We start from the raw sequence: 13,640 nt of genomic DNA, 5'->3' as shown, positions 1-13,640 counted from the left end.
GATACTCAACAAGGAGGAAGCAATGCCCCAACGAAAATCGACTGCCATCACCCGCCGCCATTTGCTCCTTGCCGGCACGGCCGTCCCGTTGTGCACCGTCCTCAGCCGCCCGGTCGCCGCCGCAGAGTTCACTTACAAGCTCGCGACCGGGCAGGCCCCCGCGCATCCGGTGAATGCTCGGGCCAAGGAGGCCGCCGATCGCATCAAGGAAGCGACGAGCGGGCGCCTGGAAATCAATCTCTTTCCCGCCAACCAGCTTGGCTCGGATACGGATCTTCTGACGCAGGTTCGCAACGGTAGCGTCGAGTTTTTCAACCTCTCCTCTCTGATCCTCGCTACCCTTGTACCCGCCGCCGGCGTCGTAAATCTCGGCTTCCTCTTCCCGAACTACGATGCCGTCTGGAAGGCCATGGACGGCGAACTGGGCGCTTACATCCGTGCGCAGATCGCCAAGACGCCCATCATGGCGGTGTCCAAGCCTTGGGACAACGGCTTCCGCCACATCACTTCGTCGGGCCGTGAGATCAAGACACCGGACGACCTCAAGGGCTTCAAGCTCAGGGTACCTGCCGCACCCAATCTAACGTCGCTGTTTCTTGCGCTCGGGGCAGGACCAGCGCCGATCAACTTCAACGAGGTCTATTCCGCGCTCCAGACCAAGGTCGTCGACGGTCAGGAAAATCCCCTTCCGATCATAGCAACGGCGCGCCTGTATGAGGTGCAGAAAACCTGCAGCCTGACGGGGCACGTCTGGGACAATTACTGGATCCTCGGCAACAAGCGCGCGTTCCAGAAGCTTCCGCAGGACGTGCAAGAGATCGTGACGCACGAGCTCGATCGCTCGGCCAACGATGAACGAGCCGACATCGCAAAGCTTAGTGCATCCCTCCGCACCGATTTGACGGCCAAGGGGATGCAATTCCTCGACGTCGACCGATCCGCCTTCCGGCAGGCGCTGGCAAAGACGAGCTTCTATACCGACTGGAAATCCAAATTCGGCGCAGAGGCCTGGGTTCAACTTGAGAAAGCCGCGGGCAAGTTGGGGTGAGCCATGGAACATGCGCACATGCACGGGGCGACACTTGCACTTCCTGAGCCTGCCTCCGGATGGCGCAAGGCTGTTGTGAACCTGAACAGGGCACTGAAGCCCGTCGTCGCCATTCCTGCCGCACTGCTGGTCGTTGCGGAGGTGATAGTCCTTTTCGTCGGCATCGTCTCTCGCTACGTGCTCCATACCCCGATTGTCTGGTCGGATGAGCTCGCCGGCATCCTGTTTCTGTGGCTGGCGATGCTGGGATCGGTCGTCGCCTTCCAGCGGGCCGAGCATATGCGGATGACGGCTATCGTTGGCATGATTCGCCCGGAAGCCAGGTTGTTCCTTGACGTCTTTGCGACGACTGCCTCGTTCGCGTTCCTGCTTCTGGTGGTTCGCCCGGCCTACGAGTTTGCGGCCGACGAAGTCTTCGTCACAACTCCGGCTCTGGGCATAGTCAACACTTGGCGCGCGCCGCCCTGCCGGTCGGCATCGGCTTGATGCTGCTCGTTGCCGCTCTGAGGCTGGCAGCCACGGCCAATGTGAAGCACTTCGCGGCTGCAATCGCTGCGGTGGGAACGCTGATCGGAGTTCTCGCGCTGCTCGCACCAATCCTTAAACCGCTCGGCAATCTGAACCTGCTGATCTTCTTCGTGTTTATCGTTGGCGCCATGGTTTTCGCAGCGGTGCCGATCGCCTTCGCGTTCGGCCTGGCGACCATCGGCTACATAACGCTGACGACCAGCACACCCGACGTGGTCGTTATCGGTCGCATGGACGAAGGCATGAGCCATCTCATCCTGCTTGCGGTACCGATGTTCGTGTTCCTCGGCTTGTTGATCGAAATGACCGGGATGGCCCGCGCCATGGTCGGTTTCCTCGCCAGCCTGCTCGGCCACGTTCGGGGCGGCCTCCAATATGTGCTGGTCGGTGCGATGTATCTGGTCTCGGGTATTTCGGGGTCCAAGGCGGCCGATATGGCAGCAATAGCGCCTGTGCTCTTCCCCGAAATGACCAGACGCGGCGCGAAGCGTGGTGATCTCGTCGCACTCCTGGCGGCGACCGGCGCTCAGACCGAGACGATCCCCCCATCATTGGTGTTGATCACAATCGGATCGGTGACGGGCGTGTCGATCGCGGCCCTGTTCACGGGCGGGTTATTGCCGGCGATCGTGCTGGCGGTCGGACTGTGCGCGGTGGTGTGGTGGCGGTACCGTGGAGAGGATTTGTCGCACGTTCAGCGGGCGACCAGGCGTGAAATCGGCCGTTCCTTTCTGATCGCTATTCCTGCCATTGCCCTTCCATTTGTGATCCGCGCTGCAGTGGTCGAGGGGGTCGCAACAGCCACCGAGGTCTCGACGATAGGCATCGTCTATTGCGTATTGGCCGGGCTTTTTGTCTATCGTCGGTTCGACTGGCGTCGCCTCTATCCGATCTTGGTTGAGACCGCGGCTCTGTCGGGCGCGATCCTCTTCATCATCGGTACGGCGACGGGGATGGCCTGGGCTTTGACCCAATCGGGCTTCTCGGCGTCACTTGCGAATTTCATGACCTCCTTGCCGGGTGGTGCGCCGATATTTCTGATCGTCACGATCCTTGCGTTCGTCGTCCTGGGAAGCGTGCTCGAAGGCATCCCTGCCATCGTGCTCTTCGGTCCGCTGCTTTTCCCCATTGCCCGCCAGGTGGGGGTGCATGAGGTCCACTATGCCATGGTCGTCGTTTTGGCGATGGGGATTGGACTTTTCGCACCGCCATTCGGTGTCGGCTACTATGCGGCGTGCGCCATCAGTCGGATTCATCCCGACGAAGGCATGGGTCCGATCCTGGCGTACATGCTGGCCTTGCTCCTCGGCACGGTCATAGTGGCTGCCGTGCCGTGGATTTCCATAGGTTTCCTTTAAATTCTGCGAAACGTCTCAGTTGCGGAGATCGTCCGCACCTCTCTCCTTTCACTGCGGTCGGACGGACGCAAGGTGAGCTTCTGGCGAGCTAGACAGGTTGTTCGCACAGTTCTTTGCCCCTCGTGGAGGCAACGATCCGCCTTCCTCCGGGCGCGGAGCGACGCAGGGCGTTCGGGGCCACAAGCGACTATGGATCGCGCATCGACCAGATCGCCATGCGAGTTTTCGAAAAGGCCTCACGTGAATGCGGGTCGCCCTTCGCTCGAAGCTCCGATTACTTTCACGACAGCGCGACTAGCCTCTGGAAGGACGATCTTACGTCATGTCCACTTCGGTCATGGACACCGGATCGAGCCACTAGCAAGCCCGGCCAAGTCCGCTACGCCGCCGAAAGCGTAAGTATATTCAGAGCGTTAGCGGCTCAGCCGCGGGGCGATGGCGGTTGATGGCGCGGCCCGAGACATGATTCAAGCTCCGAAACCGGAGCCTCAAATCATGCGCTACGAACTCAGCGATTACGAATGGACGCCATCAGACCGATGCTACCAAACCAGCCGCGCGACGTTTAGCGCATAAATGACCGTCGCGTGCTCGATGGCATCTTTTGGGTCCTGCGTCTGGTGCGCTATGGCGCGACCTGCCGTTAGAACTACGGCCCCCGCGCTCGACGAAGGCGGACGCAAAGAAGCAACGGCTGCAAGGTGCCCTGGCCGAACAGGCTTGCCAATGCGAACTTTGCTTGCCGAGACCTCAGATGTTGACCTTCTGCGATGATGATGACGCTCAGGAGCACGACGTCATTCAACTTCGCAGCTCAATGCAGGCTCCCTCTCACCTCAACGCAGCTCGCTCGCCGATCATGCGAATAGCTGGCGTGCCTTGACAAGCGCGCGCACGAGCACATCAATTTCTTCACGGGTGTTGTAAAGTCCAAGGGACGCACGGCATGTTGCCAGTGCGCCGAAGCGCTTGAGCAGCGGCATCGCGCAGTGCGCTCCCGCTCGTACCGCTACACCGGCGCGATCGACGACGGTAGCAATATCGTGCGCATGCGTACCTCTCACATCAAACGAGATGATCGGCCCCTTCTCGGCCGGCGCTCCGATCATGCGCACGCAGTTGATGTCCTCGAGCTTCTCCCGCGTGTAAGCGAGCAGTGCACTCTCGTGCTTGCGGATTTGAGCCTTGCCTATTGAATTGATGTAATCCACGGCCGCGCCCAACCCGATCGCCTCGACGATCGGGGGCGTACCCGCTTCGAACCGGTGCGGCGGATCACCATAAATGACGCCGGAGCGTGAGACCTCTCGGATCATCTCGCCGCCGCCATTGAAGGGCGCCATCGATGCCAGATGCTCGGATTTTCCGTAAAGCACACCGATTCCGGTCGGACCATAGAGTTTGTGGCCGGTCATGACGTAGAAATCGCAATCAATGTCGCAAACGTCGACGCTCAGATGGACGCATCCCTGCGAGCCGTCGACCAGCACTGGGATACCTCGAGCATGTGCAACTCTGACCACGTCTTTTACCGGCAAAACCGTGCCGAGCACGTTCGACATCTGTGTGATTGCAACCATCTTGGTGCGGGAGGTCAGCAGTCGTTCAAATTCATCGAGCAAGAAGTTACCGTCATCATCTACTGGTGCCCATTTGATCACTGCACCGAGCCGCTCCCTAAGAAAATGCCATGGCACAATGTTGGAGTGGTGCTCCAAAATTGACAGAACGATCTCATCACCCGGGCTGATGCGCTCTCGACCGAAAGTCTGTGCGACAAGATTGATCGCCTCGGTGGCGCTGCGGGTAAAGATGATCTCTTCGTTCAAATGCGCGTTCACAAACCGCGCCACCTTGGTACGGGCGCCCTCATACGCCTCGGTCGCCGCATTGGCGAGATAGTGCAAGCCACGATGAACGTTGGCATATTCGCTGGAATACACCTGCATCATGCGGTCAAGTACCGCATTTGGCTTTTGCGCGGACGCAGCGTTATCGAGATAGACAAGCGGCTTGCCGTACACGGTCATCGCCAGCGCCGGAAAGTCACAACGCAGACGGTCGACCTCGTAACGACCATTGCTGACCGCGGGATGTTCGCTCATTGCCGTTCCTGCAGCCAGTGTTCAGCTTGCGCGGTCACAAAATCGCGCAGGTTATCGGCGAAGATTTCCTCAATCGACTCTCCAATAAACGCTTTAATCAGCAACATCTGCGCGTCCTTCTCGGACAGCCCCCGCGCGCGCAAATAGAATACGAGATTGCCGTCTAGCGCTCCTGAGGTCGCTCCGTGGCCGCAGGTCACGTCGTCGGCCGAGATTTCCAGTTGCGGCTTGTTGTCCGCCTCGGCCTGGTCGGATAAGAGCAGCGCTCGCGTCGACAGGCTCGCGTCTGTCTTCTGGGCGACGGGACGAACGACGATTCTGCCCTGAAACACCGAGCGGCCGCAATCATCAACGACCGCGCGGAATTTCTGCCGACTGGTGCAATGCGGCACGGCGTGGTCGACCACAATTGTTGTGTCTGCGTGCAGTTTGTCTTTGATGAGATTAACCCCGTTCGCAGAGAGCTTGGATTCCTCGCCACCCAGCGTCACAAATCCCTGATAGCGATTGATGGAGCCGCTGCACGTCATGCTGAAGAGATCGAGCTTAGCTTTGGTGCCGACCGCGATGATCCCCGACGAGATGTTCACCGCATCAGCGGCGTCAGCCGCTACGCGGATATGCGAAAGGCTCGCCTCGTCCCCAGCCAGGGCGATTAAGACATCGTTGGCCTGATAGCCGCTCGCGCCTTCGGCCGAGATGAAACTTTGCACCACGGTCGCATGCGCCCCTTTATCGAGCTGCAGATATGAGCGTGTAAAAGCGGACACCGACGATCCCGTTGCGACCTGAACGATTTGAATAGGGCGTCTAATCGTGTTGCCTTCGGCAATCGAAATCACTAGACCATCTGAGGCCATTGCCGCATTGAGCGAGATCACCGCATCGTCCGTCGTCGAAAGCACCAAACCGGCCATTGCGCCAGTGGCCGAATTCTCCAACAGCTCTCGCAGTGACTGCACATGGAGCTCATTTTCCAGCTCGCCGAGATCCGATAGCTCAGGCGCGAATATGCCGTCCACCAAGACCAATTTGACCGCCTGATCGACAGCCACTCGCCTGACCGACGCCTTTGCGCGCGCCAACGCCGCCGCATCGGGTCGCGGAGCGAGTGGCAACACCTCGCCGATCAGGGCGCGCAGATCCGTGTATCTCCAGACCTCCATGCGCCGATGCGGCAGGCCGGCGCGCTCATAGGCTTCGAATGCCCTCGCACGGATATGGGGGACGAGGCCCGCGCCAGGCAGCCGGCCGAGCGCAGCTGCGAGAAAATTGCTCGTTGCACACCCGGCATCGGCCTTAGCCAATACTTGCTTCATGGGAAATCCCTTGAGCCGTCAGGCTGCGGTTTCGAACTGGCCGTAGCCACAGGCCTCGAGTTCCAGCGCGAGTTCCTTGCCGCCGCTCTTCACGACGCGGCCTTTCGACATCACGTGCACATAATCGGGCACGATGTAATGAAGGAGCCGCTGATAGTGGGTGATCACGATCATCGCCCTTTCCGGCGAACGCAGGCCGTTGATGCCGCTCGCGACAATACGCAGGGCGTCGATATCCAGCCCGGAATCGATCTCGTCCAGGATGCATAGACTCGGCTCGAACAACGCCATCTGCAGGATCTCGTTGCGCTTCTTCTCGCCGCCCGAGAACCCGACATTGACGCCGCGCTTGAGCATGTCCCGGGGAATGTTGAGTGACTCGGCCACCTCACGGACCTTTTTCAGAAATTCGGGCGTGGAGAATTCCCCTCGGCCGCGTGCCTTGCGCTGGGCGTTCAGCGCCGTGCGCAGGAAGTTCATGGTGGTGACGCCGGGGATCTCGACCGGATACTGGAACGCCAGGAACACGCCCTTGGCGGCGCGTTCATTGGGCTCCATCTCCAGGAGGTCCTCGCCCCTGAACAGGATCTGGCCGCCGGTGACTTCATAGCCCGGTTTGCCGGCGATGACGTGGGACAGCGTCGACTTGCCGGAGCCGTTCGGCCCCATGATCGCGTGCACTTCGCCCGCATTGACCATAAGATCGAGGCCACGGATTATTTCGCGACTGTCGACACCAACATGCAGATCTCGGATTTCGAGCAGCGTCATTTTTGATCTGATCCCTCAAAATGCGTCGTCCGGAACGGCGAGCCGCGTTCGAGGGCTCGCGGGACGTTTGGTTATCCGACAGATCCCTCGAGAGAGATCGAGATCAGCTTCTGCGCCTCCACTGCGAACTCCATCGGAAGCTTTTGCAGGACATCTTTCGCGAAACCGTTGACGACAAGGCCGATGGCCTGTTGCTCGCTCAAGCCTCTTTGCAAGCAGTAGAACAGCACGTCCTCGGAAATCTTCGACGTCGTCGCTTCATGCTCGAACGTCGCCGAGGAATTCTTGGCCTCGACATAAGGCACGGTGTGCGCGCCGCATTTGTCGCCGATCAGAAGCGAGTCGCAGGCGGTGTAGTTGCGCGCGCCGGTCGCCTTGCGATGGGCACTGACCAGGCCGCGATAGGTGTTCTGCGACTTGCCGGCTGCGATGCCCTTGGAGATGATCCGGCTCGACGTGTTCTTGGCGAGGTGGATCATCTTGGTGCCGCTATCGACCTGCTGGAAGCCGTTCGAGATCGCGATCGAGTAGAACTCGCCGCTCGAATTGTCGCCGCGCAGGATGCAGCTCGGATATTTCCAGGTGATCGCCGAACCGGTCTCGACCTGGGTCCAGGAGATCTTGGAGTTCTTGCCGCGGCAGTCGCCGCGCTTGGTGACGAAATTGTAGATGCCGCCCTTGCCCTCGGAATTGCCGGGATACCAGTTCTGCACCGTCGAATACTTGATCTCGGCATCGTCCAGCGTGACCAGCTCGACCACGGCGGCGTGCAACTGGTTCTCGTCGCGCTGCGGCGCGGTGCAGCCTTCGAGATAGGAGACGTAGGAGCCCTTGTCGGCGATGATCAGCGTGCGCTCGAACTGGCCGGTGTTGCGCTCGTTGATGCGGAAATAGGTCGACAGCTCCATCGGGCAGCGCACGCCCGGCGGCACATAGACGAACGAGCCGTCGGAGAACACCGCCGAATTCAGCGTCGCAAAATAGTTGTCGGAGGTCGGCACCACGGTGCCGAGATATTTCTGCACCAGCTCGGGATGCTCGCGGATCGCCTCGGAGATCGGCATGAAGATCACGCCGGCCGCCTTCAGCTCCTTCTGGAAGGTGGTCGCAACCGACACCGAATCGAACACGGCGTCGACCGCGATCTTGCGGTTCGGCGTCTGCGGGCCGCCGGGCGGCGGCTCGACGCCCTCGAGGATCGCGACCTCGCGCAGGGGAATGCCGAGCTTCTCATAGGTCTTGAGGATTTCGGGATCGATCTCGTCGGTCGAGGACAGCGTCTTCTTCGGCTTCGGCGCCGCGTAGTAATAGATGTCCTGGTAGTCGATCTTCGGATAGTCGACGCGCGCCCAGGTCGGCTCGGTCATGGTCAGCCAGCGGCGATACGCCTCCAGGCGCCATTCCAGCATCCAGGCCGGCTCATTCTTCTTTGCGGAGATGAAGCGGACGGTGTCTTCCGACAGCCCCTTTGGGGCCTTGTCGGACTCGATCAGCGTCTCAAACCCATATCGATACTGGTCGACGTCGATGCGCCGGACGCGCTCAACCGTCTCTTGTACAGCTACCATTGCCTACTCCATTCGCGCATGGACGATCACCGGCAGCGATGATTGCGCCGCCTCTCCTCCGAGCAGATCGCCTAAGTCTCGGCCAACTCGGAGCCAGGGTGTGAAAGACCTAGGAAACCGACCAAAAAAGGGAGCCGCCCTCGATAGGACTTCGATCATGTTTTACGCCGGAGGCCACCCGCCGGTACTCAATCTATGCCGGCACACAGGTATCGGGCACCGGACAAACGACGGCGCATTGCGGCGCATCAAAATGCCCTTCACATTGAGTGCACTGGCTCGGATTGATCACATAAATGTCGTTCTTCAGGCTGATCGCGGCATTAGGGCATTCGTACTCACACGCACCGCAGACCGTGCATTGTGACGCGATTATTTTGTAGGCCATCAATCCGATCCATAAGCAAAGGTGCGGGACGACGCCTTGCCTTCAAGTCTCATGCCAAGGAGTCTTGTGCTTGATTTCTCTCGGTTACTTTCGAGAGCGCAAGCCGCCGCCTCGATCAGGTGTCGTAAACCCTACAATCTGCATCGCAGCTGCTTGATCTCGTAGCTTGCGCATTGTCGAGATTTCGCGACAGCCAGCGATCATGTGAAGGGGTTCGCCAATAAGACGCAGCTCGGCTCGACCTGACGTCGCGGCGGAGCGCGTTTGAAGCGGTATCGATTGTAGCCGTGCCACCGCCTCGGTGGGGGCAGACCGCTCCCTGAAGGCTTTGCTCACCCGGACAGCGGCAGCGAAGGCACCACGATGTCAATCGGGCGACGTCGTCATCGGCTCAACAAACGTCTCCACATCGCAACCAGAAAAATCGTCGCGATGGCGCTAATAAAGCCGCTCCGGTGATCGAGGCCTTCTGGCCGAGCCGGCGCACGCAAATCTTCAGATCTCGCAGATTACGGCCGCTCGGCGTCGCAAATAAATCTCAGCGGACCCCAGCAGATTGACAGAGCCGAAAAAAAAGCCACCCCGGAGGGTGGCCCAAGTCAGGGAGGAAACGCCCTTAGGGGCCTCTGGGATCAGGCTGCAGCCTGCTCGATCGGTGAGAAGGGGAGCCCGAGACTATCGGCCACCGCCTTGTAAGTCAGCCGGCCTCGATGGACGTTGAGGCCTGCACGCAAATGCGGATTTTCCAGCACGGCGGAAAAACCCTTATTGGCCAGAGCCAAGCCAAACGGCAGCGTGGCGTTATTTAGTGCCTGGCTCGAGGTCAGCGGCACGGCGCCGGGCATATTGGCCACGCAATAATGAATGATGCCATCCACTTCATAGGTTGGATCGGCGTGAGTGGTTGGGTGCGAAGTCTCAAAACAGCCTCCCTGATCGATAGCGACATCCACGAGCACGGCCCTCTTACGCATCGACCTCAGCATGCTCCCGCGGATCAGCTTCGGCGCACTCGCACCTGGAACGAGAACGGCACCAATCACAACATCGGCCGCAAATACCTCTTCCTCCCCAGCTTCGATGGTCGAAAACCTGGTTCGAACGCGCCCCTCGAACAGCTCATCCAACTCGCGCAACCGAGGTATCGAGCGGTCGATGATGCTCACCTCTGCACCCAGACCGACCGCCATCCGTGCCGCGTGCGCACCAACGACGCCACCACCGATCACCACGATGCGGGCCGGCTGAACACCGGGCACGCCACCGATCAACAGCCCTCGTCCGCCTGCACTGCGCTTTAGGGCGCTACCCGCCGCTTCGACCGCGAGCCTGCCTGCGACCTCGCTCATCGGAGCCAGCAGCGGAAGGCCACCATAGCCATCAGTCACGGTCTCATAGGCGATCGCGGTGCAACCCGATTTTAGAAGCCCCTTGGCCTGCTCCGGGTCTGGTGCCAGATGCAGATATGTGAACAGGATCTGGCCCTCCCGCAGCTGGCCCCATTCGGACGGCTGAGGCTCCTTGACCTTTATGATCATTTCGCTCGATGCGAATACCTCAATTGCAGAATCCAAGATCGCTGCGCCGGCGCCACGATAATCGTCATCGGTTGCGCCAATGCCAGCGCCGGCATTGGTCTCAATCATTACGCGGTGTCCTGCTGCCGCGTATTCGCGAACAGCTCCAGGGGTCAGGCCCACCCGATATTCGTGTGCCTTGATTTCCTTGGGAACTCCGACTTTCATTTGCAAACTCCCTGCCTAGCGCGCCTTTCTAATTGAAAGAGCGCAGCGATATTGCGACGCAGCAGCCTAAATGGCGCAGGAATTCAGCGATCTTTGACCAGCCGCGCAGGTTTTCGAACAAGTCGATGCCGAGCGGGTTGAGCGACCGCAGTGCTTGCTCAACTTAATTGTTGCACTCCGCGATGCGATGACTCGCTTAATCAGCTCTCGGCTCGTGGTGCCGACCGTGTTAAAGAATGAACATCGTAGTCTCCCCGTGAGGCAGGATTTGCCCAGAGACTGGATCGTTTGCCACCGCTGATGGCCAAATGACCGTTATTAGCTATCAATCAGGCTCCCTGAACGGCAGTGCCCACGCTTGACGCCTGATGCTCGTCGCAATTGGGCGTGGATTGTTCAACAAATCCGAGGCAACTGTTCGCCTGACAACCAGTCGACGATCCGTCCGCCGCCGAAACTGGTCGCTATCTGCACAAATTTGTGATCGTCAGCTACCGTCTCGCCAATATCAGCAGCATCGCATCCGAGGGGATGCGCCTTCATGGCTGTAAGCACTGCATCGGCCAAATTGGGCGCGACGATCGCAACGAGCTTGCCCTCATTAGCGACATGGATCGGATCGAGCCCAAGGAGTTCGCAGGTTGCCGCAACTGCTGGCTTCACCGGAATGGCTGCTTCCTGTAGACGGAAGCCAAGGCCCGATTGATGCGCAATCTCATTGAGGGTTGCCGCAAGACCGCCACGCGTAGGGTCGCGCATCACCCGGATCCCGGCGCCGCCAGCCGCAATCATGACCGCGACTAGGTTATGCAGCGCTGCGGAATCCGACACGATCTCGGTTTGAAACGCGACGTTCTGGCGTTTTGACATGATTGCCACGCCATGGTCGCCTAGGCTACCAGACACCAGCACACGGTCCCCGACAATGGCCTTGTCGGCGGAGAGATCGAACCCATGGGCCAGAGCGCCGATCCCAGTCGTGGAGATAAACAGACCATCGGCCTTGCCACGCTCGACGACCTTAGTGTCCCCCGCAATGATGTAAACGCCCGCGGCGCGCGCTTCCGCGCCCATCGAATCCGCAATCGTCTTTAGATCAGACAGCGGGAAACCCTCCTCGATGATGAAGCTGGCCGACAGATAGAGGGGGCGCGCGCCGGACATCGCGACGTCGTTAATCGTCCCGTGCACCGCGAGAGAGCCGATATTGCCGCCGGGAAAGAACAGCGGCGAAACTACATAACCATCGGTCGTCATCACCAGTTTACCAGTCTCAACGTCAAAGGCCGACTGATCATTGCAGCGGGCAAGCCATTCATTGCCGAAGGCTCGGTGAAAAAGGCTGGAGATCAGCTGTGCCATGGCTCGTCCCCCGGCCCCATGGGAAAGATCAACGCGTCCGTTCTCGAGATCGAGCTTGCGATGATAGCCGCTCATGACATTCGCCTCACCTGATCATCGCGAACCCGGCCATATGTCCAATAGGCCGCACAAGCACCTTCCGATGAGACCATGCAGGATCCTATGGGAGTTTCCGGCGTGCAGAGGGTTCCAAACAGCTTGCAGTCGACTGGCTGCTTGGCGCCGCGCAGGATGGCGCAGCACTCGCACGCCGGATTGTCGGCGACTTGCAGTTCGTGCATCGCGAAACGCGCCTCCGCGTCGAACCGCGCGTAGACCCGCCTCAGCTTCAGTCCACTATTTCGTACGAAACCGAGCCCGCGCCATTCGAACTGCTCACGCGATTCGAATACCTGCGAGACCTCGTCTTTGGCCCGCCGATTGCCTTCACGCCTCACTGCTCGGCTGTATTGGTTCTCCACGTCGTAGCGGTCCTCGTTCACCTGCCGCACCAGCATCAGGATCGCCTGCATCACGTCGAGCGGTTCAAATCCGGCGATCACGATCGGCTTGCCAAATTGTTCCGCCAGGAGCTCGTAAGGCTGCGTCCCGATGATCGTGCTGACATGTGCAGGTCCGACGAAACCGTCGATTGCGGCCCCGCCTATATTGCGGATCTTCGGGTTCTCGAGAATGCTCTGCATCGCAGAGGGTGTGAGCACGTGGTTGCAGAACACGCTAAGGCTCTTCAGCCGCTTCTTTTCGGCCATCTGGATCATTATGGCTGTCGGGGGTGTCGTGGTCTCAAATCCGATGGCAAAGAACACGACCTCGCGGCTCGGCGCCTGTTCGGCGATCCGGATAACGTCAAGCGTCGAGTAGACCATCCGGATGTCTGCGCCGAGCGCCTTGGCTCGTAATAGGGATTGTCCTTGCGAGCCAGGCGCCCGTATCAGGTCGCCGTAGACGCAAAGGGTGACCTCCGGCCGCTCGACTAGACGAATCGCCATATCGATGCGGCTGGCAGGTAGAACGCAGACCGGACAACCAGGACCGTGGATCATGCGCACATTGGCGGGCAGCAGATCCTCAAGGCCATAGCGGGATATCGCATGCGTGTGTCCACCACAAAATTCCATGAACCGATAGGCTTTTTGCGGATCGGCTTCCGCGCTAATCGCACCGGCGAGCCCCTGCGCAAGGGTCTTGTCGCGAAATTCGTCGGCATATTTCATGGCCGGAGTTCCTGCCTTGTGCTGCCTAGCTCTTGCAGCAGCTCAAGCGTGCGCTTGGCTTCTATTGGATCGATCTTGGCCAGTGCATACCCAACATGGACAAGGACGTGATCGCCGACATCGAGCTCGTCGATAAGGGCAATCGATATCTCCAGGCTAACACCATCGATGCACACGATGGCCATGTGATCGGGAAGAAGTTTTACGATCTTTGCCGGAACCGAAAGACACATA

10 protein-coding genes and 2 pseudogenes are annotated in these 13,640 nt (G+C 59.6%); 3 read left to right on the top strand and 9 right to left on the bottom strand.

The features are described from left to right. The first annotated feature begins 22 nt into the window (after positions 1 to 22). The 3 genes and pseudogenes from H8A92_RS03975 to H8A92_RS40945 all read left to right on the top strand — a co-directional run. Positions 23 to 1,048, top strand: coding sequence for a TRAP transporter substrate-binding protein (locus tag H8A92_RS03975; RefSeq protein ID WP_229194559.1), 1,026 nt, complete (start codon positions 23 to 25; stop codon positions 1,046 to 1,048). Between the two features lie 3 nt (positions 1,049 to 1,051). Continuing rightward, positions 1,052 to 2,934 (top strand): annotated as a pseudogene (locus tag H8A92_RS03970) (TRAP transporter large permease). A gap of 495 nt (positions 2,935 to 3,429) precedes the next feature. Further along, a pseudogene (locus H8A92_RS40945) lies at positions 3,430 to 3,592 on the top strand (transposase); the annotation flags it as partial. Positions 3,593 to 3,791: 199 nt separating this feature from the next. Here the strand turns inward: H8A92_RS40945 and H8A92_RS03965 are convergent. The 9 genes from H8A92_RS03965 to H8A92_RS03925 form a co-directional block, all read right to left on the bottom strand. Beyond that, positions 3,792 to 5,039: a cysteine desulfurase gene (locus tag H8A92_RS03965; RefSeq protein WP_229194558.1), complete on the bottom strand. Its 1,248-nt coding sequence runs from the start codon at positions 5,037 to 5,039 to the stop codon at positions 3,792 to 3,794. Further along, the gene (gene sufD, locus H8A92_RS03960; protein ID WP_229194557.1) at positions 5,036 to 6,358 is read right to left on the bottom strand and encodes a Fe-S cluster assembly protein SufD; all 1,323 of its coding nucleotides are present in this window, start codon (positions 6,356 to 6,358) and stop codon (positions 5,036 to 5,038) included. Before sufD ends, H8A92_RS03965 begins: the two co-directional genes overlap by 4 nt. Positions 6,359 to 6,376: 18 nt before the next feature. Beyond that, positions 6,377 to 7,129, bottom strand: coding sequence for a Fe-S cluster assembly ATPase SufC (gene sufC, locus H8A92_RS03955; RefSeq protein ID WP_229194556.1), 753 nt, complete (start codon positions 7,127 to 7,129; stop codon positions 6,377 to 6,379). Positions 7,130 to 7,200: 71 nt separating this feature from the next. Beyond that, positions 7,201 to 8,697 carry a Fe-S cluster assembly protein SufB gene (gene sufB, locus H8A92_RS03950; protein WP_229194555.1) on the bottom strand — a complete coding sequence of 499 codons (1,497 nt, stop codon included), beginning with the start codon at positions 8,695 to 8,697 and terminating at the stop codon, positions 7,201 to 7,203. 193 nt (positions 8,698 to 8,890) lie between these two features. Next, entirely contained in the window at positions 8,891 to 9,085 is a 195-nt protein-coding gene (locus H8A92_RS03945; protein ID WP_128971097.1) for a 4Fe-4S dicluster domain-containing protein, read from the bottom strand. A 632-nt stretch (positions 9,086 to 9,717) separates the two neighbouring features. Then, entirely contained in the window at positions 9,718 to 10,830 is a 1,113-nt protein-coding gene (gene ald / locus H8A92_RS03940) for an alanine dehydrogenase (protein WP_229194554.1), read from the bottom strand. Positions 10,831 to 11,226: 396 nt separating this feature from the next. Further along, complete coding sequence (gene hypE, locus H8A92_RS03935) at positions 11,227 to 12,267, bottom strand: hydrogenase expression/formation protein HypE (protein ID WP_229194553.1); 1,041 nt, start codon at positions 12,265 to 12,267, stop codon at positions 11,227 to 11,229. Beyond that, positions 12,264 to 13,406 (bottom strand): hydrogenase formation protein HypD, encoded by a 1,143-nt coding sequence (gene hypD, locus H8A92_RS03930; RefSeq protein ID WP_229194552.1) that lies wholly within the window; start codon positions 13,404 to 13,406, stop codon positions 12,264 to 12,266. The genes hypE and hypD overlap by 4 nt, the downstream gene beginning before the upstream one ends. Beyond that, a complete protein-coding gene (locus H8A92_RS03925) occupies positions 13,403 to 13,639 on the bottom strand; it encodes a HypC/HybG/HupF family hydrogenase formation chaperone (protein ID WP_229194551.1) in 237 nt (78 codons plus the stop codon). Before H8A92_RS03925 ends, hypD begins: the two co-directional genes overlap by 4 nt. Between the last annotated feature and the right edge of the window lies 1 nt (position 13,640).

Origin of the sequence: Bradyrhizobium acaciae (assembly GCF_020889785.1) — a bacterium.
Taxonomy (GTDB): domain Bacteria; phylum Pseudomonadota; class Alphaproteobacteria; order Rhizobiales; family Xanthobacteraceae; genus Bradyrhizobium; species Bradyrhizobium acaciae.
This window is presented reverse-complemented; position numbering and strand designations above follow the sequence as displayed.

Coding starts and splice junctions, on each gene's coding strand:
- ald (WP_229194554.1), bottom strand. CDS start 10,830: ATGAAAGTCGGAGTTCCCAAGGAAATCAAGGCACACGAATATCGGGTG.
- H8A92_RS03965 (WP_229194558.1), bottom strand. CDS start 5,039: ATGAGCGAACATCCCGCGGTCAGCAATGGTCGTTACGAGGTCGACCGT.
- sufD (WP_229194557.1), bottom strand. CDS start 6,358: ATGAAGCAAGTATTGGCTAAGGCCGATGCCGGGTGTGCAACGAGCAAT.
- sufB (WP_229194555.1), bottom strand. CDS start 8,697: ATGGTAGCTGTACAAGAGACGGTTGAGCGCGTCCGGCGCATCGACGTC.
- H8A92_RS03925 (WP_229194551.1), bottom strand. CDS start 13,639: ATGTGTCTTTCGGTTCCGGCAAAGATCGTAAAACTTCTTCCCGATCAC.
- H8A92_RS03945 (WP_128971097.1), bottom strand. CDS start 9,085: ATGGCCTACAAAATAATCGCGTCACAATGCACGGTCTGCGGTGCGTGT.
- sufC (WP_229194556.1), bottom strand. CDS start 7,129: ATGACGCTGCTCGAAATCCGAGATCTGCATGTTGGTGTCGACAGTCGC.
- hypD (WP_229194552.1), bottom strand. CDS start 13,406: ATGAAATATGCCGACGAATTTCGCGACAAGACCCTTGCGCAGGGGCTC.
- H8A92_RS03975 (WP_229194559.1), top strand. CDS start 23: ATGCCCCAACGAAAATCGACTGCCATCACCCGCCGCCATTTGCTCCTT.
- hypE (WP_229194553.1), bottom strand. CDS start 12,267: ATGAGCGGCTATCATCGCAAGCTCGATCTCGAGAACGGACGCGTTGAT.